Raw genomic sequence first — 21,176 nt, 5'->3', positions numbered from 1 at the left:
TATGGATTGCAGCGCCTTGCGAAAGCGAGGCGCTGTTTTTTGGTGGGGTGCCTATGGCTTAGATCGGTGCCGTAACCTCTCCCCCTGCCCCCTCTCCCGCACCCAGAGGATACCCATCGTTCCTCACTGGGAAAGGGGGTTCTGTGTGGACTACCGCCTCGTCGAAACCACCACGCCCCCGCCTCCCCTTCATGGACCCATTCCACGACACCTTTTAACAAACAGCCCCTTGTCGGCGGTATAATACCGTGACTACTGAAAGAGGCCGGGTCTTGCCCACTAAAGAGACCGAAATAGAATTGCACGAAAATATAGTTTTAGCGCAGCGCCAGATCACCGACAACCTGGACATGATCCTCTCGGTCCTCCCCGAGCGCGTGCACGCCGCCCTTGCGCCGCATCTCGTCGAGCACTCCGACCTCTTAGAGCTGGTCCTGGACCTGGGGCGCCCCGCCGAGGCGCGCTTTGGCAACAACCTCCAGATCGAGCTCTTGCCGGCCAGCGACGATCCCCTGGACCCGGCCAATGAGGTGACGCTGGAGGACATCGACCACATCACCGAGCGCATCTCCGACTTTGGCTTTGATAACCGCGCCGGGATCGAGCGGACGCTGCACCGCATCTCCTGCATCCGCAACCGCCGGGATCGCGTGGTCGGGCTGACCCTGCGCATTGGCCGCGCGGTGTTTGGGACCGTGGACATCATCCGCGATATTGTCGAGAGCGGAAAGTCCATCCTCATGCTGGGCCGACCGGGCGTGGGCAAGACCACCAAGCTGCGAGAAGTGGCGCGCATTCTCTCGTCGGAGTTTCGCAAGCGGGTCGTGATCGTGGACACGTCCAATGAGATCGCCGGCGATGGCGACATCCCGCATCCGGCGATTGGGCGCTCCCGGCGCATGCAGGTCAAGCGGCCGGAGGAGCAGCACGCGGTGATGATTGAGGCGGTGGAGAACCACATGCCGCAGGTAATCGTCATCGACGAGATCGGCACCGAGCAGGAGGCCTTCGCCGCCCGCACGATCGCCGAGCGCGGCGTGCAGCTCGTGGGAACGGCCCACGGCAACACGCTGGAGAACCTGCTGCTCAACCCCACCCTCTCCGACCTAGTCGGCGGGATTCAGTCCGTCACCCTGGGCGATGAAGAGGCCAAGCGGCGCGGCACCCAGAAGACCGTCTTGGAGCGCAAGGCTCCCCCCACTTTTGATGTCATTATCGAGATCCTGGAAGTGGACAAGCTCGCGATCCACCACGATGTTGCCAAGGTGGTGGACAAGATGCTCCGCGGCCAGCAGCCCCGCCCGGAGATCCGTGTCCGCAACACCGGCGGCGTCGTGGAAGTGGTACAGAAGGCCGAGCTTCCCCCGGACCGTCCGGGCGAGCGCACCGGCGGCACCTACGGCATGACCTTCGATCCCGAGCCAATCAGCCCGTCCTACGACGAAGGCAGGGGCCGGGGGATGGGTACGGAGCGTGGGATGGGTTCCGAGCGCAGCGCTGGCTCTGATGTCAAGAGCATCGGCACCAGCGGCAAGACCGTCCATCTCTTCCCCTACGGTGTCTCCCGCTCACGCCTAGAGCGAGCGATGGCGAACCTGCGGGTGCCCGGAGTCGTGGCGCGGGACATGAAAGACGCCGACCTGATTGTCGCGCTCAAGGCCACGTTCCGGCGCGAGCCGTCCAAGATCCACGAGGCACGCAACAAGAACATCCCCACCTTTGTGGTGCGCAGCAACACCTACATCCAGATCGAGAGCGCCCTGCGCGAGGTCTTCGGCCTCCAGCCCACGGTGCTCCCGACGGATGAAGAGGCCGCGATCGCCGAGGCATCGGATGCCATTGAGCATGTCCAAGAGACCGGCGAGGCGGTCGAGCTGGCGCCGCAGAACGCCTATGTCCGCCGCTTGCAGCACCAGCTGGTCGAGCGCGCCGAGCTGGGCAGCGAGTCCATCGGGGTCGAGCCCCGGCGGCGGCTGAAGATCCTCCCCGCGCACCAGCGCTAGGGTGGTCACCCACGCCTATTTGGAAGAACAGGGCCAGGGCCGGCAGGAGCCGGAGCTGGCCTTGTTGGCAGAAACCCTCCCGCGACGCGGGATTCCGGTCACACTCTTCACCGCCAAGCAGCTCGCACGCCGCCAGCTGGCGCTTACCCCCGAGAGCCTAGTCGCGGGCTCCATCGACTCCGTGCGGAGCGCACTGAAGCAGCTCAAAATCCCCCTTCCTGAGCCCCACGACTACCCGGACTGCCTCCGCCCCTACCTGCACCGCCGTGTCTGGACCAGCACGCTGGGAGCGGAGCTGGACCGCGCCGCCGACGGTGCCGCGCCGCGCTTTCTTAAGCCTGCAGGGCATACCAAGCGCTTCACCGGCTTTGTTCTGGAGAGCACCGCGGACTTCTGGCAAGCTGTCGGCGTCTCGCGGAGCCTCCCTGTCTGCTGCAGCGAGGTGGTCGCCTGGCGCTCCGAGTGGCGGGTATTTGTGCTCGATGGCATGGTGCTCGATATCCGGCACTACGCGGGTGACAGCACAGCGCTCCCCGAGCGGTCCGTGATGGAGCAGGCAATCGCCACGCTCACGGCGTCAAAGACCCATGTCCGGGCCTATGCCATCGACTTTGGCGTCCTCGCAACCGGGCAGACCGCGCTGGTCGAGGTTAACGATGGGTTCTCCCTGGGGAGCTACGGCCTCGCCCCGGCACTCTACACCGACCTGACGATTGCACGCTGGGAGGAACTACTTGAAGCCTCCGAAGCATAGAGGACTCTAATTCAACAATGAAAAGCCACCTACTTGCTCTTAGTCTCGCTCTTCTTACCACCCCCGCACTTGCCCAGAGCCGTCCGTTTCGGATGACACTGGGAGGTTCCACGGCACCGACACGTGATTTGTTCTGGTTTGGAGCCTCCCTAGATACCAAGCGCCTCACACCGCAACGCACGCTGAGCCTCTATGCAGAGAGTGCTTTCTCCCTGGGCAGTGGCAGCGGCACCTCTGCCGATCCCAATGCTCCCCCCTCCGCAGAAACCATGGATGGCTTTGGTGGTGTCGGCTTCTCTGTGCGCCAGTCACGCGGATACGGCTGGGTCGGTGTGGGGTTGGGAAGCTACCTCACGACATTCTCAGGAGGGGGTGCTGGAACGCGCAAGCGCACGGAGCTTGGCGGTAAAGTCTTTGCAGGTGTCGGTGGAGGGCTCTACTTCACCGAGCTGACACTGACGCTTCCTTCCGTCACACAACCTGTCCAAGCAGGTATCTCCGTTGGTTTCCGGCTCTAAGGGTATAATCCCTTTGTGAACCAACGTGCCGTGACGCCGCGTGCGCTCTTTATTGGGATTGCCTTTGCGCTGTTCTTTGCGGCGGTGACGCCCTACAACGACTTCAAGGTCGCCGCGACCTATATCGCGGGGACGCAGTTTCCGATCGGGGCGCTCTTTGTCTTGTTCTTCTTCGCCTTTGCCATCAACGCCCTCCTGCGCACGGTCGCGCCCAAGGCGGTCTTCCAGCGCGGCGAGCTCCTCACGATCTGGACCCTGATCCTAGTGGCATCGGGGATACCGTCGTCGGGGATGATGCGCTACTTCATCCCCGAGATTGTCGCACACAAGGCCTTCGCCAACGACACCAACAACTGGGAGCAGAAGTTTCTGGGAGAGCTCCCCAAGTGGACCCAGTTCCAGGACAAAGAGGCCGCCGATGCCTTCTTCAACGGCTACCACAAGGGCGAGGAGCACATCCCCTGGGAGGCGTGGCGCGGCCCGCTGTTCTTCTGGGGCATGCTGGCGATGCTCTTTCTGCTGGCGACCTTCTCGATCTGCACCCTCCTGCGCCGCCAGTGGATCGAGAACGAGAAGTTCTCCTTTCCTCTGGTCACCCTCCCCCTCCTGATCGCCGAGGACCCCGAGCCGGGGCGCAAGGTCAATGCGTTCTTTCGCAATCCCATGCTCTGGGGCGGCGTCCTCTTTAGCACCGTGATCCACACAGTCAAGGGCCTGCACCTGCTCTACCCGTCGATCCCCGATATCAACCTGGAGTGGTCCTTCAACGACTTCCTGACTGTGCGTCCCTGGAACCTGGTCGGGTGGTTTCCGGCGCGCCTTCTCTTTATGGTGATTGGGATCGCCTACTTGCTCCCTGCGGAGGTCTGCTTCTCGCTCTGGTTCTTCTTTTTGGTCTTCAAGCTCCAGGTGCTGATCTGTGGCCTCTACAACTGGCTCATGCCGGGGCCGCAGGGCTACAGCGACACCAACTTCTCTGCGCTCCAGGCGTATGGCGGCGGGATCGCGCTGGTGCTCTGGACCCTCTGGACCGGGCGGCGGCACTTTGGGGATATCGTAGAGAAAGCCCTGGGTGGCCCGCGTGCCAAGGAGATCGACGACTCCGGGGAGCTGCTCTCCTACCGCGCGGCGCTGATCTGTCTGTTTATCGCCTACGGTGGGATCGCGCTCTGGCTCACCCTGGCAGGTGTCTCGATCTTGCTGACCCTGGTCTCGCTGGTCACCATGACCCTGGGGCTGATCACGATCTCCTGGGCGGTCTGTCAGGCGGGCCTGGTCTTCATGGCGCAGCCCTACGGCTCGATCGATATCTTCTCGTTTCTCTTTGGCACCGCCCCCTTCAAGACCAGCCAGCTCTTCACCATGACCCGCTGGGAGACCATGTTCCTCTTCGACCCCCGCGAGATGCTGGCCCCCTCGGTGATGATGGGCGCCCGCACGACCTCGACCTCCCCCAAGAACTCCCGGGCTCTCATGACCGCGATGGTGGTGACGGTCCTACTGGCCTTTGGTGTCTCGCTCTACGCCAGCCTCGCGCTGCCCTACTACAACGGCGGCGGCAACTCGCTCAACAATGAGTTCACCTACCACTGGAGCCCGGAAAGGCCCCTGAACTTCCTGGGCGGCGCGGCATCGGTGCCCTTTAAGGGAGATATCAGCAACGGCCTGCACCTGCTGACGGGCTTTGTGGTCTTTCTGGGCCTGCTCTTTCTGCGCGCGCGCTTCAACTTCGGAGTCCACCCGATTGGGATTCTCTGCGCGGGTGTCTGGGCGATCAAGATGCTCTGGCTCTCACTCTTTGTGGGCTGGCTCGCCAAGTCGATCATCCAGCGCTACGGCGGGATGAAGGGCTACCAGTTCTTTCTCCCCTTCTTTCTGGGGCTGGTGCTGGGCGATGTCATCAACTCCGCGATCTGGGTGGGCCTCGGCTACGCCACCAAGGTCGGCTACATGGTCATGCCCAACTAGCTCGCTCCCGTCTTAGACCGCCCCCGTTGGACAGTTAATCGCTCCCATGAACGGGAGCGTCTTGCTGTCCTCGTGCCTCGGACACAAAGGGCTGCGCCCATAATTCGGTATGGCCGGAGGCCTTCGTGTCGGAGCTTGCGACGACAGTAGGACGCCCCGGTTCATCGGGGCGGTTCAGAGGAGGCGATCATTTTGGGAACCCGAGCGGGTAAAATGGGGTCGTTCAAACAGGGCCTCGTGCCCAAAACTCACAAGGATAGTTTTTAACATGCTCGTTGGTAAACCCGCACCTGACTTTACCGCACCCGCCGCTTTTCCGGGCGACGGCGCGGCGGACCCGATCAAGAATATCTCCCTCTCGGACTACCGAGGCAAGTGGCTGGTCTTCTTCTGGTACCCGCTCGACTTCACCTTCATCTGCCCCACCGAGATCCTCGCGCTGGCCGACCGCCTGGAAGAGTTCCAGGATGTCGACTGTGAGATCCTAGGTGCCTCCACCGACTCGGTCTACTCCCACCGCGCGTGGGTGCGCACGCCCCGTGACCAGAACGGGATCGCCGGGACCAACTACCCGATTATCGCCGACATGACCCGCAAGATCGCGGCAGACTACGGCGTCCTCCTGGAAGACGAAGGGCACTCGCTCCGCGGCCTCTTCATCATCGACCCCAATGGGATTGTCCAGCACGCGACCCTCAACGCCAACAACGTCGGGCGCAATGTCGATGAGGTCCTGCGGACACTCCAGGCGTTCCAGTCCGGGGGGCTCTGCGCCGCCAACTGGAAGCCCGGCACCAAGAACCTGACCCCAGGAAGCTAAGCATCCATGGCCCTGCGAACCGGTTCCCCGCTGCCGGAGCTGACCGGCGCGACCGAGTGGCGCAATGGCAAGGTGGGCCGAGAAGTCCTTCTCGGCTCACCTGTCTTGATCCACTTCTGGTCGCTCTCCTGCTACATCTGCAAGAACAATCTCCCACGCCTCAAGGAGTGGAAAGCCGCCTACGCTCCCGAGGGGCTACGGGTGATCGCTGTTCACATGCCGCGCGAGGAAGACGAGACCGACCTTGCCAAGGTCGAGGCCGCGCTGGAGCAGTTCTCCATCACGGAGCCCTGCGCCATCGACAACGAGCACAAGCTCGCCGATGCCTTTGGCAACGACCAAGCCTGGGTGCCCTACTACTTCCTCTTCGATGCGGAAGGCAACCTCAAGAGCCGCGGTGCAGGACAGGCCGCTGCGGATGTGGTTGGAGGTGCTCTCGCACGCCTCTTCCCCAACACCTAAACAATGCCCACTCTGAGTCAGCCGCCTACCGTAGTCCTCTCCGACAGCCCGCCGCCTTGGCGCTGGACACGAGAGGCCTGCCTGCGCCTGAAGGAGCTGGAGCTTCTCCCCGAGCGTTTCGAGCTGATCGAGGGGATTATCTACACGAAGATGCCCAAGAACCGCCGCCATGTCCTCGGACTTCGACGGGTACGAAACTGGCTCTTTACGGTCTTTGGGGAGGAGGTGGTCCAAGAGCAAGACCCCATCGAGATCGCCTCCGAAGACCAGAGCTACAACGACCCCGAGCCCGATATTGCCGTCCTTCGACAGAGCGTCGAGAGTTACCAAACGCAAGCGCCCGGTGCAGTGGATATCTTGCTTCTGATCGAGATCTCCGATGCTACTCTCTCCCAATACCGCAATCAGAAAGCGCGGCTCTATGCCCGCGCAGGGATCGAGGACTACTGGGCGCTCGATGTGCGGGGGCGGCGGCTCTTTGTCCACCGTGATCCCAGCGAGGAGGGCTATCGCTCGGTGCTGGAGTATACCGAAGACGAAACGATTGCTCCTCTCGCTGCTCCCGAGGCGCACCGTACGATCCGTGCGCTACTCCCTAACCCTGAAGAATCCTAGAAAGACACACAATGACACAACGAAAATCCACCCGTGATGAGCACCTGCTCACTCCCCAGCGCCAGCACCGCGGCGAGGCCTGGCCCACCGACTCCTGGCGCGTCCTGCGTATCCAGAGCGAGTTTGTCAAGGGCTTCGATGCCCTCGGAGACCTTGGACCTGCCGTGACCATCTTTGGCTCGGCGCGCACCAAGCCCGACGATCCCCAGTACCAGATGACGGTCGAGACGGCGCGCTTGATCGGGGAGGCGGGCTTCAATATCATCACGGGCGGTGGCCCCGGGATCATGGAGGCGGGCAATAAAGGCGCGTCGGAGGCGAAGGTGCAGAGCATCGGGCTCAATATCGAGCTTCCCTTCGAGCAGCACATCAACCCCTACTGCACCGAGACCATTGACTTTCACTACTTTTTTGTCCGCAAGACCATGCTGGTGCGCTATGCCCAAGCCTTTGTGATCTTCCCCGGCGGCTTTGGCACCCTCGATGAGCTGATGGAGTCGCTGACCCTGATCCAGACCGGCAAGATCCATAACTTCCCCGTGATCCTGGTGGGGAGCGAGTTCTGGGGCGGGCTGGTCGAGTGGCTCCGAAGCTCTGTCCTGGTACACGGGAAGATCAGCCCCGAGGACATGGACCTCTTCTACCTGGTAGACTCGCCCGAAGAGGTCCGCGATATCATTGTCCACGCACTCCGCGGCGACTCGGACCAGGAAGAGCGCGAGGAGAAGGCCCGCCAGGAGACCGCCAAGGTCTACGCCCCCTACCCGTTCTCGTAGAGACTCATGCCCAACCCGCTGCGCTTTGCGCTCACCGACCATGTGGAGGCCCCGCGCGAGCGAGCATCGGGCGAGGTCTTTGCGGAGGTGGCGGGCTACGTCCGCCTCGCCGACTCGCTGGGCTTTGACTACTACTGGTTCAGCGAGCACCACCGCTATGTCCACTACGGCCACCTCCCCTGGCCCCTGCTCTTTGCGCAGCACTTGGCGGCGCAGACCACGCAGATTCAGCTCGGGACGGCCATTATCTGCCTGAACCTGCACCATCCCTTGGCGATTGCGGAGCAGGCCGCGGTGGCGGACACGCTGATGCAGGGACGGCTCGCTCCCGGTTTTGGGAGCGGTAGCTCGCCCACGGAGTCGGTGCTCTTTGGGAAGGCGCTGGTCTCGGAGCAGGAGCGGCATGAGAACTTCGCAGATGCTCTTGGGGAGATTTTGGCGGCCTGGGCCGATCCCGAGAGCCTGCCCCACGCCAGTCCCACCCTGCACTCCCGGAGCTGGCAAGCGGTCAACAGTGTGGGAAGCGCGCAGAACGCCGGGCGGCTGGGGATGAACGTGATGTACTCCCACCTGCGCACCCCGGAGCAGTACAAGCAGTACCGCCAGGCCTACCTCGACTCCGGCGGCACGGGCCTGATCGCCGCCAACCGCCCGGTCTATGTCGGCCCCGACAATGCCACAGCAATGGCGGAGCTGGAGCCCGCGCTCCGAACCCTCTGGCGGCGCTTCCGGGACGAGGGCAAGATCCCGGCGGAGACCCCCGAGCCCGACGATCCCTGGGAGCTCTGTGGACACCCGATCAACTTCCTGGTCGGCGGCCCGGAGAGTGTCGCGGAGCAGATCGCGACCCTCCGCGCCGAGACGGAGTTCGATGTGATCAACCTGGAGCCCAGCTGGGCCGGTCTCACCCCGGAACAAATCCATGCGACGATCCGCCGTCTTGCGGAGGCGGTCCGGCCCGCACTGGGTACACTCTAGCCGTGACCGAACAAGAACTTGCCCGCCTCGCCGAGGCCCAGCGGATTTGTGACGACCTCCTTGAGCCCAATGCCGAGCGCGTGGACCAGAGCGGCCTCGTGCCCCGAGAGAACCTCGAGTCGCTCGCCGCCGCAGGGCTCGCCGATGGCACCTTTGGCGGCGATGCCTTCCGACGAGGGCTGGTGGAGGCACTCTGCGGGGCGTGTGGGACGACCTACTTTGTCCTGATCCAGCACCTGGGCTCGTGTGGACAGCTCGCCAACAGCGCCAACCCCTCGCTGCGGGAGCGCTTTCTGGCAGAGATGATCACCGGCAAGCACTATGTCGGGGTTGGGTTTGGACACCTGCGCCGTCCCCAGCCCATGCTCCGCGCCACGCCCGTCGATGGCGGCTGGCTCCTTAATGGGACCGCGCCCTGGGTGACCGGCTGGCCGGTTCTCTCCGCCACCATCTACGGAGCGCACCTCCCCGATGACAAGCACATCTACCTCTATGTCCCCGCCACTCTGAGCGCGCACCAGCGGGTCTCGGCGCCCCTGCCGCTCTGCGCCATGAACGCGACGGAGACGGTCGAGGCCACTCTCACGGACCTCTTTGTCCCCGAGTCCGACTGGGTGCGGGACTCCTCGCCCGAGCAGCTCGCCGCCAGCGACACAGCCAACCTCTGTAACAATGTCGCCCCGATGTTTGGGGTGACCCAAGGCAGCATCCGCCTGCTGCGCCAGCTTGCTACCAAGAAACCCTTCCCCGTGCTCGCCCAAGCCGCCGATGCCCTGGAATCCGAGCTGGCGCAGTGCCGCGAGCGCTGCTTCACCCTCGCCGATGGGGATAGATCCGCCCTCGACTGGCGCGAGCAGGCCCTCCAAGCCCGTGCCTGGGCGATCGAGCTCGGCGTGCGTGCGGCACACACCGGAGTCGCGGCGGCATCGGGGGGAGCCAATAGCCTCGACCACCCCGCCCAGCGCCGGATGCGCGAGGCAATGTTCTACACCCTCTTCCAGCAGACCAGCGAGATCCTCCAAGGAACAGTCGCACGGCTGGCACGGCTGGGCTCGGATTAGGTAAAAGCATGAAAGAGCACTTTGTTGGGATGCTTCTAGGGACCATGGTGGGCGATGCGATTGGCTTGCCGGTAGAGGGCTGGGACTGCGTCCGCATGGCGGAGCAGCTTGATCGGTTTCCCCTACTTCCCCGCGGGGAGCAGGAGCTCGCCACGGCGGTGCTGGGGCTCATCACGGGCGGAAAGGTCGCGGCGGGAGAGGCACGCTACTCCGACGATACCCAGATGGCGATCGGTGTCGCGCAGATACTGGTCGAGGAGGGGGAGATCGTCCCGGAGACGCTGGCGCAGCGCTTTGCCACCAACTTTCAGCCGTGGCGTGGCTACGGCCCGGGTGCCTACGGAGTGCTGGATGCGCTCAAGCAGGGGCGGCCGTGGGACGAGCCCGCGCGCCAGGTCTTCGGGGGGCGAGGAAGCTATGGCAACGGGGCCGCGATGCGGGTCGCGCCGATCGGGGCGTTTTTCTGGGACAGCGAGGTAGCGACGATTCGCGAGCAGGCACGGCTCTCCAGCCTCCCCACCCACACGCATCCCCACGGCATCGAGGGAGCGGTCGTCATCGCTCTCGCGGTTGCGGGGGTCCTGCGGCAGGTCGCGGAGGGAGCAGACGAGCTGGATGTGGCCCAGCTCCTTGGCTTTATCCGGTCCGGCACCCACGACGAGATCTTCCTCAAGAAGCTTGCGGAGGTAGAGGGCTTTCTCGCCGCCGAGCCTGAGCCCTGTGTGGTTGCGGCGCGGCTGGGCACCGATCTCACGGCCACCCTCTCCGTGCCGGCTGCGCTCTTTGCCTTTCTCTCGCGCTGGGACTCCCTCCCCGACTGCATCCTCTACGCCGTCCGGCTTGGGGGGGATGCCGACACCATCGCGGCGATGGCGGGCGCACTAGCCGGTGCCTTTCACAGGAGCGCGGCGATCCCAGAGAACTGGCTGGCGGCACTGGAAAACGGGCCCCAAGGCCGCGACTTTGTGCGAACGCTCGCGGAGGGACTCTACGAGCGCTGGGAAGCGGCCCCGCCGCGCAGGCTAGAAGTCGTCGGTGCCGAGTAGCTCTTTTTCCATATCATCGGCGGCCTCGGCAGTGATGCGGATGGCTTGGCGCAGAAAGCTCGCCGGAGCGTCCTCTGGGACATCGACCCGGTAGTAGGCACTCCAAGTGCCGCTAGAGCCTTTTTCTAGCTGAAAGGCCCCAAGCTTGTAGTGCTTCAGCGCCAGCTTCTCGACAATCTCAGCGCTGGGCTTTTCCTTGCCCTGCCAGCAGACCGCCCAGAGCTCTCGACTTGTTGTGTCCTGTTGCTTGGGCTCGGTGATGAGGGTTCCCTTTCCCCGGATCAGCACCAGCTGGGAGCGCTTCTCTTCGTCCCAGCTCAGCTCGACATGGTAGTCACCGTCCTTATCGGCCTTGTAGGCATAGCTGGTCGCCTTGAGTGTTGCCTCAAAGGAGTCGATTTTTGGAGCTGGCAGGAGGGCAAGGACGGCAAGGCAAGGGGCAATGAACATCGTCGTGAGTTCCTTTCGATACCTGCATTGTAGCCTGTCTTGCGTTACGGTGGAATAACAGCGCAGTTGCCGGCTCGCTCGGTCGGCGGTACTATCTTGCCTGTGTCCAATCCCACGCGAAAGCACCTGCCCCCTGAGGAGCGCCGGGAGCAGATTATCGATGCCGCTCTGGAAGTCTTCTCCGAGAAGGGGTTTGAGGGGACGAGCAATAAAGAGGTCGCTCGTGTCGCAGGAATCGCCTCGCCGGGGCTGATCTACCACTACTTCACCGACAAGCTAGAGCTCCTGCGCGAGGCGCTGCTCTCCCGCATGCCCCAGCCCCCGCCGGTGACCTTCGACCCAAGCCGCCCCCTCAAAGACGTTCTCTACGAGATCACGGGGATGGTACTTCGGGACCTCAGCAACCCCAAGACTGTCAAGCTGATGCGCGTGCTCATGGGCGAGGCGCTCCGCCGCCCTGAGTTCGCCCGCCTGATGACCGAGGCGATGGAGAAGCAGGTCTTCGCGCGGCTGGAGGGGATCTTTCGGACACATATCGAGAACGGAACGCTCCGTGTGGACCTGGATCCCACCCTCACGACCATCCGGTTTATGGGGGCGATGTTCCACTTCTTCTTCTCCCGCGAGGTGATGCAGATTCCCAGCGCCCAGGCGCTTGAGCTCGACAAGGTCCGCTTTCAGCTCGTGGACGACTTCCTCCAAGGGACACTGGCGTCCCCCTCGCCTTCCTCGACCGAGGGCTAGCCTGCACGGAGATTGCCAGGACGGAGATCGTCCGGCTCTTGGACCTTCGGCCGCCTCCTCGTGCCTCATCGGTAGACGATGTATCTGAGCGAAGCGAACGGCGGCTTGCCCACCCCATAGCCCGGAGGTTTACCGTCGGGGGCAATCACGTTTTTTCGCGCACCTCTTGACAAGCTCTTGGCTCATGATAAAATTGACTGACTGATCAATTAATATGAAACGTACACCGAAACTAGTCTTAGGGTGGGTTGCTACCTGCCTGTTTGCCCTCGCCATGACCGGCTCTGGAGTGATGAGTCTCACCGGAAACCCGCGTGTGGTGGCGTCCCTTCAGGCGCTCGGCTACCCTATGTTTCTTCCGGGAATGCTGGGAGTCGCTAAGCTGGCAGGGGCTGCGGCGCTCTTTACCCAGGACATACGGCTCCGAGAGTGGGCCTATGCTGGTTTTACGTTTCTTCTGCTGGGAGCGGGGTTTTCTCATCTTCTCGCCGGGCAACCCCTCCCCCAGAGCCTTCCTCCTTTCGTCCTCTTAGTTCTCTCACTTGTGTCTTACTTACTACGTCAACGGTGTTCGCTCTCACGAAAGGAAGAACTCTACTAGTGCACCCTAGAATGCCTCGCCGGGCTCTCGCCGGGCTTCTCTCTCTTGGCAGCTTGCTTGTCACTAGCCTCCCGGTGCGTGGCGATGTCACGCTCCGTGGCACGATCACGCCCGAGGCCAAGCCCCGCCTCACCTTCACGCTCTACCAGAGTGGTAGCCTCGCACGCTTGGATCGCTCCGATGGGCTCTCGCTCCTCTTCGACGAAAAACGCCGCGAGCTCACGCATCTCGACCCAGCAAACCGCACCTACTCCACACAGAGCTGGAGCAAGCTTGAGGATATCTCCTCTCGAATGGGCGAGCTCCCCGCCAACGTCCCCGCGCAGATTCGCCTCCAGACCACGATCTTCGCGCGTCTCCAGCGAGAGAAGCGCGAAAACTCCACGACCGAGCCCATAAAGACAACCCTCGAAGGGGTGCTCCGGCTTGAGCCTCAGCTCCCTGGCGGCGGAGGCTTTCCTGGCGGTGGTATGAAGGTACCGCAGCTTCTGGCATCGGGGACGATTACGCTCTCGCCGTCGCGATCCACCACGGAGACTGCGCTGTTTGCCCCGCTTGTCTATCTGGCACTCGGGGAGCTGGGGATGCCGTTTTTGCGCTCGCTGGTCTCGCAAGTGGACCGTGCCCGCGCCGGCTACCCCCTTAAGACCGATATCCAGCTCGCGTTTCAGGGCAGCAACCTCCCCCAAGGAGACTTTCCGCCCCCCACTCGCCTGAGCCTGGAGGTGACCGCACGTGAAGACGCCGCGGTCGAGGCCACACGCTTCACGATCCCCTCCGATTGGATTAAGGTCCCAATGCCACTAAAGCCATTTAAAGAAGAGATAGGACATCAATGAGACAAGACGAGAAAGAGCTTCTGGGCAAGATTGCCGCACCCCATGGGCTGACAACGCTTACCAGCCTGCGCCAAGAGGCAGCGATGGAGGTGCGCATGATGGGCATGAAGGGGCCGTCGATGCGCACACGGTTCCTCTTTGACTTCAAGAACCGGCGTGGCCGCGTGGAGTTTTGGGAGAACGGCAAGCTGAATCGTATCCACCAAGAGACCGCCGAGGGCCGCGTTTTCTGGACCGCGAAGGCGGGTACGACGCCGCTAGGCACGGCGAAAGTACCCTTTGATTTTGTCCCGAACATGCAGACCGGCCTGATCGGGCTGCTTGCACTGAGTATTACCCACGACACGCTCCAGGCCAAGCCGACCGACGCAATCGGCAAGCGCAAGGGCAGCTCGCTTACCCGAACCCGAGAGGCGCGGCTCATGCCGGTGATGCAGGGCCGCGACGAGCCCAAGGTCGAGCAGTGCGCGTGTGCCTGGACCTACCTCCTCGCCCCAGATGGGACGCTCCTCGCAGAGCGTGTGGTCCAGACCACGACCGCCAACAAGCGTATCGAGCAGGAGTTCACCTACGAGCGCTTCGAGACCGTCCAAGGAGTCAAAGTGCCCGTGGAGCTGGGGGTGAAGATGGACGGTCTCCCCAAAATGGCCTCGGTGAAGCTCAAGGTCGTTGCCACGGAGATCAACCCCACCCTCTCCCCCGACGACTTCAAACTGCCTTCCTAGGAGACCCAGCCGATGCGTTTTGAGAGCACGATCGCCTGGCGGCACCTACGGACAGGCGGTGGCACGACAATCTTAATTATTATCGCGGTTGCCATTGCGACTATGGTGATTATCTTTGTCAATGGCAGTATCGCGGGAATGTCCAAGAAGCTCATGGGCAACCAGCTACGCACCCTCGCCCACATCACGATCGAGCCCAAAGATATTCAGCCCGTGCCTCTAGAGAGCCTCCTAGTGGCGAGCGGCTCCGACCGCGTCTACACCTCGGAGCCCCAGCAGACCTTTCAGCAGAGCACGCGTATCAACAACGGAGCCGAGCTTGAGGCCCAGGTAGGATCGCTGCGTGGCCTCAAGACCGCGCTCTCCCAGGTGCAAGGCAATGCCTTTGTGCTCAAGGGCTCCAAGCGCCAGTCCGTGACCCTTGTTGGGGCTAACCCAGAACAGCAGGAACGCCTGATCTCACTCAAAGAGAGCCTGCTCGCCGGGCGCTGGCCGGAGATCGGCCCTGATGAGGTGGTTGTCGGCATGACCCTCGCCGAGAAGCTGCGCCTCCAGCTCGGGGATCGGGTGCGGATTCAGTCGTCGGAGGGGTTCACGCAGGTCTTTCGGATCGCGGGCTTCTTCTACACCGGTAACCCCCAGAGCGATGAGAGCCAGGTCTATGTGCCTCTGAAGGCGGCGCAGTCCCTCTTTGCCATGGGCACTGGAGTCTCTCAGGTGGCGGTCAAGCTCGACGATCCCTTCGCCGTGGACGAGGCCCTGCCGCGGGTGCGGGCAATGTTCCCGCGCCTGAAAGTCAAGTCCTGGCTCGACGACAACGAGCAGATGGTCAATGGCTTCCGCACCCAGACCACGATCCGAACGCTCCTCACGAGCTTTATGCTGATCACATCGTCGTGTGCGATCGCTGCCGTCTTGATTGTCTCGGTGCTGCAAAAGAGCAAGCAGATCGGCATCCTCAAGAGCATGGGGGCGTCCGAGCAGCAGATCCTGCGCATCTTCACCCTAGAGGGGCTCGGGGTTGCGGTGCTGGGGGCGCTCCTGGGCTGTGTCGGTGCCTATGTCTTCCTGAGCCTCGTGGATGGCATCACCCTCCCCGCACGCTACGGCCGGGTGGACCAGCTCGCGCCCGTCTCGCTCAATGGGTGGATCTTCGCCGGTGCCTACGCCGCCGTGGTCACCGCCACCGTCCTTGCCGCGCAGTGGCCCGCCCGCCGCGCGGCCCGTCTTGATCCCGTGGAGGTGCTCCGTGGCTAGTCGCCCGATCGTTGTTGAGACCCAGCAGCTCAAGAAGACCTACAACCTGGGCACCGAAAAAGCCGTCGAGGTGCTCCATGGCGTCGATATGGTCGCCTACGCCGGGGAGTTTATCGCCATTATCGGCCAGTCGGGGTCGGGGAAGAGCACGCTCCTGAATATCTTAGGCGCACTGGACCAGCCCACCGAGGGCGGTGCCTGGATCGATGGGACCGAGATCGGCTCACTAGACTCTCTGGGGCTGGCCAAGCTCCGGGGGCAGAAGCTCGGGTTTGTCTTCCAGTTCCACCACCTGCTCGAAGAGTTCACCTGCCTGGAGAATGTCCTGATGCCAGTCTCGATCCAGAAAGGCGGCCCTGAGCCGTCGGACACCGCCTACGCCAAAGAGCTCCTCGACCGTGTGGGCCTGAGCTCGCAGCTCCACAAGCGCACCAACCAGATGTCTGGGGGGCAGCAGCAGCGCACCGCCATTGTCCGTGCGCTGACCAACCGCCCCCGCCTGGTGCTGGCCGATGAGCCCACGGGCAACCTGGACTCACGCTCCGGTGCCGAGGTCTTCGCCCTGATGCGGGAGATCGCCCGTGAGCTGGGCGTGACCTTTCTCATGGTCACCCACGATGACCGTCTTGCCGCCGCCGCCGACCGTATCCTACGGATCGAGGACGGCTACCTAAACGAGGTGTACAAATAAATGAAACGAAACTATGCCCTGCTCAGCCGGGGTGCCCTTGCCCTACTCGGAGTGGGCGTTCTCGGCGGCGGTGCCCTGCTCGCGCAGAACAAGCCGCAGGCTGTCGAGGTGGTCATCCCCCAGCGCAAGCTGGTCGTGGAGAGCCTCTCGGCGTCGGGGCGGCTCCGCGGCGAGGTCGAGACCAGTGTCGGCGCGGCCACGGGGGGACGCGTGATCGGGCTCTTTGTGAAAGAGGGCCAGCGCGTCCGAAAGGGCCAGCTCCTCGCGCAGCTCGACAACCAGGTGCTGGAGGCGCAGCGTGCCCAGAGTGAGTCCCAGCGGCGCACGCTTCAGGAGCAGCTTGCCCAGGCGCAGAGCAGTGTCCGCACCGCCGAGGCACAGCTCCGGCAGGCAAGACGCGGCCCCCTCACCGATGACATCACGCGCCTGCGGGCTGAGGTGACGCAGAGTATCGCGGTCGCGGAGACGAAGGTCGCCAGTAGCAAGTCCCGGCTTGCGGGAGCGCAGCAGAAGCTCCTCGCGGCCCAGCAGCGCCTCGCCGAGCTCAAGGCAGGCAGCCGGGTTGAGGAGCTTGAGCAAGCGGAGGCCCAGGTGCGCCAGAGCGAGGCTAATCTCACTCAGGCCAAGCGCGATAGCGAGCGCCAGAGCGAGCTTCTCGCGGCACGAGCGATCCCACGCAACCAGGCAGAGCTGGCCCAGACCCAGCTCGCGGTCGCCGAGCAGACCCTGGAGAGCCACCGTGCACGGCTACGGCAGCTTAAGAGCGGCACCCGCCCCGAGCAGCTCCGCCAGAGCGAGGCCGATGTCGCCGCCGCCGAGGCCGATGTCCGTGCCGCAAGCGCCGAAGTGGTGTCGGCGCAGGCAAGCCGCACCGGTGCAACACAGTCCGGCCAGGCCCAGATTCGCTCATTGCTTGCCAGCCCACGCCCCGAGGATGTCGCGGTTGCAGAAGCGCGCCTCGACGAAGCCCAGCGCGCGGAGGCGACAGCCCGCCAGCGGCTCGATGAGTCTCAGCAAGGCATCCTCCTTTCCGAGAAGCGCCTGCAGGAGTCTCGCCTACTCGCACCGTTTGAGGGCACCGTGACCCAGATCCTCACCGAGGAGGGCGGTATTATCAGCCCCACCAGCGCCCTGCTCAAGCTCACCCGCATCCAGAAGCCCGAGATCAAGATCGATGTGGACGAGGTAAACCTAGGGCGGCTCAAGGTCGGCCAGGAGGCTGAGGTGACCAGCGATGCCTTCCCCGGCCAGCGCTTCACCGCCCGCGTCTCCGAAGTGGGCACGCAGGTGGACACCGACCGGGGGACGATCGAGGTGCGCCTGACCCCGGTCGCTCCCCCCGCGTGGATTCGCCCCGGCCAGACCCTCTCGGTGAACCTGATTGTCGAGGCGGGCAAGGAGCAGCTTGTCGTCCCCGTCGCCGCAGTAACCACGCTCGGGGACTCGTCCACGGTCCTCGTGATCGAGCAAGGGAAAGTGGTCAAGCGCACGGTCAAGGTCGGTGCCGCCAGCGCCCAGCTCCTCCCCATCCGCGAGGGTCTGAGCGAGAGCGACCAGGTGATCCTCGGTGGAGTCGGCCTCAAAGAGGGACAAAACGTGATCGCGAGAGGAAAGAGCCATTGATAGCGATTGTTATCTTCCAAGAAGCCCCCATTCGCACCGTGGAGCAAGCGATTCAGATCGCGCTGGAGCGCTCGCCCAGGCTCCAGCAGGCCCGTGAGCGCCACCAGCGCAGCCGTGAGAGTGTCGAGCAGCAGCGCGCCCAGCTTCGCCCGCAAGCCAGCGCGACCGCATCCTACACCCGCCTCTCGACCGCGCTCGCCAATAGTAGCGGCGGCGGCAGTGGAAGCGGCTCGGGCAGTGGCAATCCGTTCCCCGTGGGGCTCCAGGGCTCCCCGCCCGGTGCGGGCTCGGTCCAGCTCACCCGCGCCGAGCCCGCGCCCACCACAGACAGCCCCACGACATTCAATCTCGGTGGGGGTAGTCTCAACCAGACCAGCCTCGGGCTCTCGCTGACACAGCAGCTCGATGCTTGGGGAATCCAAAAGACACTGATCCGCATGGGCAGCACCGACGAAGCCATTCAGCAGCTTGAGGAAGAAAAAGTGGTTCGCGAGCTGGTCTTCACGGTTCAGAGTGACTTCTACGAGCTGCTCCGTGCGCAAGAGTACGTCCGGGTGCAGAGCGCGGCGATCGCCAGTAGCACCGAGTCGCTGCGGGTCTCGCAGGAGAAAGAGAGAGCCGGAAGCGCGGCGGGCTTCGATGTCCTCCGCGCTGAGACCCAGCTCGCCAACCAGCAGCAGTCGCTACTCACTGCCCAGAACCAGGCCTCGGTTGCACGCACCAACCTCGCCAACACCCTAGGGCTCCCTCCCACCGCAGCACTCGCCCCCGAGAGCCCCGGCGCCCCACCGAGCGTCCCCCCGCTAGAGCGTGCCGCGCTTCTCAAAATCGCGCTGGAGAAGCGCCCCGAGGCAAGGCAGGCCCAGCTCAACCAGGAGAAAGCCAACCTCAACCTGCGCTATGCCAAGCGCGGCACGACTCCTTCGCTCTCGGCGCGCCTGAGTGGGAGCTACAACCCCAGCCCCGCCAATGCCTTCACCCCCAAGGATGCCGCCACGCTCTCGCTAAACCTCTCGATTCCCCTCAGTGACGGTGGCACGACGCGCTCGCAGCGCACCAGTGCCCACTCCGACCTGCGCTCGGCGGCGTCCCAGCGCACGGAGTACGAGACAGGGATCGCCAAGGAGGTGGAGCAGGCGTGTCTCTCGGTGGAGGATGCCCAAGGACGGCTCCAGAGCACCGCCAAGACGGTCGAGCAGGCCCGCGAGGCGCTCCGGATCGCGCAGGTCCGGCTCTCCACGGGAATTGATACGCAGCTCTCGGTCAGCGATGCCCAGGCAACCCTGGTGCAGGCCGAGGTCAACCACATCAACGCCCGCTACGACCTACTGATCGCCCTCGCCAGGCTCCGCTGGGCAGTGCCTTAAAACACCCGCAGCTCCGCGACCGCGGCGTGGTTTTTCTCCAGGGCATGGAGCGCGACAAACTTGACAAAGCGGCCGGTGACCGGCATGGGGAAGCGCACGGTCTGCTCCACGGGATTGGCGCGCAGGTTGCCAAACTCCCCCTGCACCACGGGCTCGCCCCAGCTCTTGCCGTCGGGGGAGACATGGAGCGCGTACTTGTCCACCATCCCGTGCACCGTGCCGTCTTGGCGGGGCAGGTAGGTAAAGCCCGTGAGCTTCTTACTCGCGCCCAAATCCAGCACGACCCACTGCGGCAGGCCGCTCTCACCACGAGCCACGCTGTGCGTGTGCCAGAGGGTCGCAGGGTTGCCATCGAGGAGATTGGCCGCCGCGCCGCCGCCCTCGGCCTCAAAGGAGCACGCGGCGACAGTCGCGGGGAGACGTGAGGTGCTCTTGGCGGGCTCCGTGGCACTCCACGCGGGCATCGGTGGCTCTAGGAACAGCCCAAAGTCCGAGAGGGCGGGACAGGCGGCGGCCTTGATGACGCGAATCCGCACGCGATCCGTCGTGGTGGTGGGGATGCGCCAGAGCCGACAGGAGCCGATGGACTGCGCCTTGGCCACCTCCACCCAAGCGCCGTTTTGCCAGCAATCGACTGCCGCTTCGTCGATGCGCTGGCCCAGCGCGATGGCTTCCCGGAGCCTGATAATGTTAAACGTCTTTGGGCGGCCGAGCTCCAGCATCAGCTCGGGCGTGAGGACGTTGTCGTCCACGTACCAAGCTGTCTCCCAACTTCCATCTAGCAAGTGCTTGGGGTCGGAGCCGGGGCGCGTGTTGGAGGCCGTGAGCCGTGCGCCCACAGCGAGGTTCTTGGCGAAGGTCTTCTTGAGGTGCTCCCCAAAGAGCTTCAGGCTACTAGCGTCGATCTCGTGGACCAGGCCGCGACGGTCCGGGGGGATGTTGAGCAGCATCGACGCCCCCCGCCCCACCGACTCTAGGTAGTGGGTCATCAGCTGCGTCGGGCTCTTCACGGACTTATTCTGCGCCTCGTGCCAGAACCAGCCGGGCCGGATCGAGAAGTCCACCTCGGCAGGAATCCAGGACTTACCGTCGCGCATCCCCGAGAGCAGCTTTTTCTCGTCCATCTGCCCGACACCGTCTTTGGGGCCGATCGTGATCGTGTGCCAGCAGGGGTCGCCCGCAAAGCCACGCTCCGTCCCCACCCAGCGGGCGTCCCAGCCGATATCGCTCCAGACACAGGTATCGGGCTGGAGCTCCCGGATCAGCTGCCACGTGGTCGGCCAGTCGTAGTAGGTCGTCCGGTCGATCTGCCGGGACTCGCGCTTGCCACCGTAGTAGCCATCGCCGCCGTTCGCGCCGTCGTGCCAGGTCTCAAAGATCGGCCCATACCACGTAAGAAGCTCGCGGAGCTGCTCGCGGTAGATGCGCGTGACATACTCCGGGCTGCCGTAGAGCGCGTTGTTGCGGTCCCACGGCGAGAGGTAGACCCCGAACTTCAGCCCCTGCTTCTGGCACTCTCGCGCCAGCTCCCCGACAATATCGCCCTTGCCGTTCTTGTAGGGGCTCGCGCTGATATTGTGCTTGGTGGTCTTGGTTGGCCAGAGGCAGAAGCCATCGTGGTGCTTACAGGTCAGGATCGCGGCCTTCAGCCCCGCCGACTTCAGCGTGCTGACAATCTGCTTGGCACTGAACTGGGTCGGGTTAAAGATGCTGGGGCTCTCGTCGCCGTAGCCCCACTCTTTGTCGGTGAAGGTATTAGTCGTAAAGTGCAAAAACGCGTAGGTCTCCAGCGTGTGCCACTTGAGCTGGCGGGGGCTGGGTGTGGGGCCGTAGGGCGCAGGCAGGTCGTTGCGGGTGCTCATGACGCATTTTACCGCC

Annotated in this window: 21 protein-coding genes; 19 read left to right on the top strand and 2 right to left on the bottom strand. The window is 63.8% G+C overall.

Annotated elements, in window-relative coordinates; translation table 11 throughout:
- Positions 1–350: 350 nt before the first annotated feature.
- The 11 genes from HNQ39_RS18020 to HNQ39_RS17970 all read left to right on the top strand — a co-directional run bounded on the left by HNQ39_RS18020 (position 351) and on the right by HNQ39_RS17970 (position 11,001).
- Complete coding sequence (locus HNQ39_RS18020) at positions 351–2,003, top strand: R3H domain-containing nucleic acid-binding protein (protein WP_184200439.1); 1,653 nt, start codon at positions 351–353, stop codon at positions 2,001–2,003.
- Between the two features lie 61 nt (positions 2,004–2,064).
- Positions 2,065–2,757: an ATP-grasp domain-containing protein gene (locus HNQ39_RS18015; RefSeq protein WP_221290100.1), complete on the top strand. Its 693-nt coding sequence runs from the start codon at positions 2,065–2,067 to the stop codon at positions 2,755–2,757.
- Between the two features lie 17 nt (positions 2,758–2,774).
- Positions 2,775–3,275, top strand: coding sequence for a hypothetical protein (locus HNQ39_RS18010; RefSeq protein WP_184199633.1), 501 nt, complete (start codon positions 2,775–2,777; stop codon positions 3,273–3,275).
- A gap of 15 nt (positions 3,276–3,290) precedes the next feature.
- Positions 3,291–5,243 (top strand): DUF6785 family protein, encoded by a 1,953-nt coding sequence (locus HNQ39_RS18005; protein ID WP_184199630.1) that lies wholly within the window; start codon positions 3,291–3,293, stop codon positions 5,241–5,243.
- Between the two features lie 268 nt (positions 5,244–5,511).
- Positions 5,512–6,063, top strand: coding sequence for a peroxiredoxin (locus HNQ39_RS18000; RefSeq protein WP_184199627.1), 552 nt, complete (start codon positions 5,512–5,514; stop codon positions 6,061–6,063).
- A gap of 6 nt (positions 6,064–6,069) precedes the next feature.
- On the top strand, positions 6,070–6,525 hold the full coding sequence (locus HNQ39_RS17995) for a redoxin domain-containing protein (protein ID WP_221290098.1): 456 nt from the start codon (positions 6,070–6,072) through the stop codon (positions 6,523–6,525).
- Positions 6,526–6,528: 3 nt separating this feature from the next.
- On the top strand, positions 6,529–7,140 hold the full coding sequence (locus HNQ39_RS17990; protein WP_184199624.1) for a Uma2 family endonuclease: 612 nt from the start codon (positions 6,529–6,531) through the stop codon (positions 7,138–7,140).
- An 11-nt stretch (positions 7,141–7,151) separates the two neighbouring features.
- Positions 7,152–7,916: an LOG family protein gene (locus HNQ39_RS17985; protein ID WP_184199621.1), complete on the top strand. Its 765-nt coding sequence runs from the start codon at positions 7,152–7,154 to the stop codon at positions 7,914–7,916.
- A 6-nt stretch (positions 7,917–7,922) separates the two neighbouring features.
- Positions 7,923–8,894 carry an LLM class flavin-dependent oxidoreductase gene (locus HNQ39_RS17980; protein ID WP_184199618.1) on the top strand — a complete coding sequence of 324 codons (972 nt, stop codon included), beginning with the start codon at positions 7,923–7,925 and terminating at the stop codon, positions 8,892–8,894.
- Positions 8,895–8,896: 2 nt separating this feature from the next.
- Positions 8,897–9,955 (top strand): acyl-CoA dehydrogenase family protein, encoded by a 1,059-nt coding sequence (locus HNQ39_RS17975; protein WP_184199615.1) that lies wholly within the window; start codon positions 8,897–8,899, stop codon positions 9,953–9,955.
- Positions 9,956–9,963: 8 nt separating this feature from the next.
- Complete coding sequence (locus HNQ39_RS17970) at positions 9,964–11,001, top strand: ADP-ribosylglycohydrolase family protein (RefSeq protein WP_184199612.1); 1,038 nt, start codon at positions 9,964–9,966, stop codon at positions 10,999–11,001.
- Here the strand turns inward: HNQ39_RS17970 and HNQ39_RS17965 are convergent.
- The gene (locus HNQ39_RS17965) at positions 10,978–11,451 is read right to left on the bottom strand and encodes a hypothetical protein (RefSeq protein ID WP_184199609.1); all 474 of its coding nucleotides are present in this window, start codon (positions 11,449–11,451) and stop codon (positions 10,978–10,980) included. The genes HNQ39_RS17970 and HNQ39_RS17965 overlap by 24 nt on opposite strands.
- Positions 11,452–11,553: 102 nt before the next feature.
- On the opposite strand from HNQ39_RS17965, the gene HNQ39_RS17960 reads away from it, so the two are divergent.
- From HNQ39_RS17960 to HNQ39_RS17925, 8 genes are all read left to right on the top strand, one after another.
- Positions 11,554–12,195 (top strand): TetR/AcrR family transcriptional regulator C-terminal domain-containing protein, encoded by a 642-nt coding sequence (locus HNQ39_RS17960; protein ID WP_184199606.1) that lies wholly within the window; start codon positions 11,554–11,556, stop codon positions 12,193–12,195.
- A gap of 214 nt (positions 12,196–12,409) precedes the next feature.
- Entirely contained in the window at positions 12,410–12,796 is a 387-nt protein-coding gene (locus tag HNQ39_RS17955; protein WP_184199603.1) for a DoxX family protein, read from the top strand.
- 11 nt (positions 12,797–12,807) lie between these two features.
- Entirely contained in the window at positions 12,808–13,635 is an 828-nt protein-coding gene (locus HNQ39_RS17950) for a hypothetical protein (RefSeq protein WP_184199601.1), read from the top strand.
- Positions 13,632–14,360 (top strand): hypothetical protein, encoded by a 729-nt coding sequence (locus tag HNQ39_RS17945; protein WP_184199598.1) that lies wholly within the window; start codon positions 13,632–13,634, stop codon positions 14,358–14,360. The genes HNQ39_RS17950 and HNQ39_RS17945 overlap by 4 nt, the downstream gene beginning before the upstream one ends.
- A gap of 12 nt (positions 14,361–14,372) precedes the next feature.
- A complete protein-coding gene (locus HNQ39_RS17940) occupies positions 14,373–15,617 on the top strand; it encodes an ABC transporter permease (protein ID WP_184199594.1) in 1,245 nt (414 codons plus the stop codon).
- Positions 15,610–16,308 carry an ATP-binding cassette domain-containing protein gene (locus tag HNQ39_RS17935; protein WP_221290096.1) on the top strand — a complete coding sequence of 233 codons (699 nt, stop codon included), beginning with the start codon at positions 15,610–15,612 and terminating at the stop codon, positions 16,306–16,308. The genes HNQ39_RS17940 and HNQ39_RS17935 overlap by 8 nt, the downstream gene beginning before the upstream one ends.
- A complete protein-coding gene (locus HNQ39_RS17930; RefSeq protein ID WP_184199589.1) occupies positions 16,309–17,931 on the top strand; it encodes an efflux RND transporter periplasmic adaptor subunit in 1,623 nt (540 codons plus the stop codon).
- Positions 17,928–19,298, top strand: coding sequence for a TolC family protein (locus tag HNQ39_RS17925; protein WP_184199586.1), 1,371 nt, complete (start codon positions 17,928–17,930; stop codon positions 19,296–19,298). The genes HNQ39_RS17930 and HNQ39_RS17925 overlap by 4 nt, the downstream gene beginning before the upstream one ends.
- On the opposite strand, the gene HNQ39_RS17920 is transcribed toward HNQ39_RS17925, so the two are convergent.
- Entirely contained in the window at positions 19,295–21,160 is a 1,866-nt protein-coding gene (locus tag HNQ39_RS17920; RefSeq protein WP_184199583.1) for an alpha-L-fucosidase, read from the bottom strand. The genes HNQ39_RS17925 and HNQ39_RS17920 overlap by 4 nt on opposite strands.
- Positions 21,161–21,176: the final 16 nt, after the last annotated feature.

It is taken from the genome of Armatimonas rosea (assembly GCF_014202505.1).
GTDB classification, from domain to species: Bacteria; Armatimonadota; Armatimonadia; order Armatimonadales; family Armatimonadaceae; genus Armatimonas; species Armatimonas rosea.
The sequence above is the reverse complement of the archived record's forward strand: the minus strand, read 5'-3'. Positions and strand labels throughout refer to the sequence as shown.

Coding starts and splice junctions, on each gene's coding strand:
- HNQ39_RS18020 (WP_184200439.1), top strand. CDS start 351: ATGATCCTCTCGGTCCTCCCCGAGCGCGTGCACGCCGCCCTTGCGCCG.
- HNQ39_RS18010 (WP_184199633.1), top strand. CDS start 2,775: ATGAAAAGCCACCTACTTGCTCTTAGTCTCGCTCTTCTTACCACCCCC.
- HNQ39_RS18000 (WP_184199627.1), top strand. CDS start 5,512: ATGCTCGTTGGTAAACCCGCACCTGACTTTACCGCACCCGCCGCTTTT.
- HNQ39_RS17995 (WP_221290098.1), top strand. CDS start 6,070: ATGGCCCTGCGAACCGGTTCCCCGCTGCCGGAGCTGACCGGCGCGACC.
- HNQ39_RS17990 (WP_184199624.1), top strand. CDS start 6,529: ATGCCCACTCTGAGTCAGCCGCCTACCGTAGTCCTCTCCGACAGCCCG.
- HNQ39_RS17985 (WP_184199621.1), top strand. CDS start 7,152: ATGACACAACGAAAATCCACCCGTGATGAGCACCTGCTCACTCCCCAG.
- HNQ39_RS17980 (WP_184199618.1), top strand. CDS start 7,923: ATGCCCAACCCGCTGCGCTTTGCGCTCACCGACCATGTGGAGGCCCCG.
- HNQ39_RS17970 (WP_184199612.1), top strand. CDS start 9,964: ATGAAAGAGCACTTTGTTGGGATGCTTCTAGGGACCATGGTGGGCGAT.
- HNQ39_RS17965 (WP_184199609.1), bottom strand. CDS start 11,451: ATGTTCATTGCCCCTTGCCTTGCCGTCCTTGCCCTCCTGCCAGCTCCA.
- HNQ39_RS17955 (WP_184199603.1), top strand. CDS start 12,410: ATGAAACGTACACCGAAACTAGTCTTAGGGTGGGTTGCTACCTGCCTG.
- HNQ39_RS17950 (WP_184199601.1), top strand. CDS start 12,808: ATGCCTCGCCGGGCTCTCGCCGGGCTTCTCTCTCTTGGCAGCTTGCTT.
- HNQ39_RS17945 (WP_184199598.1), top strand. CDS start 13,632: ATGAGACAAGACGAGAAAGAGCTTCTGGGCAAGATTGCCGCACCCCAT.
- HNQ39_RS17940 (WP_184199594.1), top strand. CDS start 14,373: ATGCGTTTTGAGAGCACGATCGCCTGGCGGCACCTACGGACAGGCGGT.
- HNQ39_RS17930 (WP_184199589.1), top strand. CDS start 16,309: ATGAAACGAAACTATGCCCTGCTCAGCCGGGGTGCCCTTGCCCTACTC.
- HNQ39_RS17920 (WP_184199583.1), bottom strand. CDS start 21,160: ATGAGCACCCGCAACGACCTGCCTGCGCCCTACGGCCCCACACCCAGC.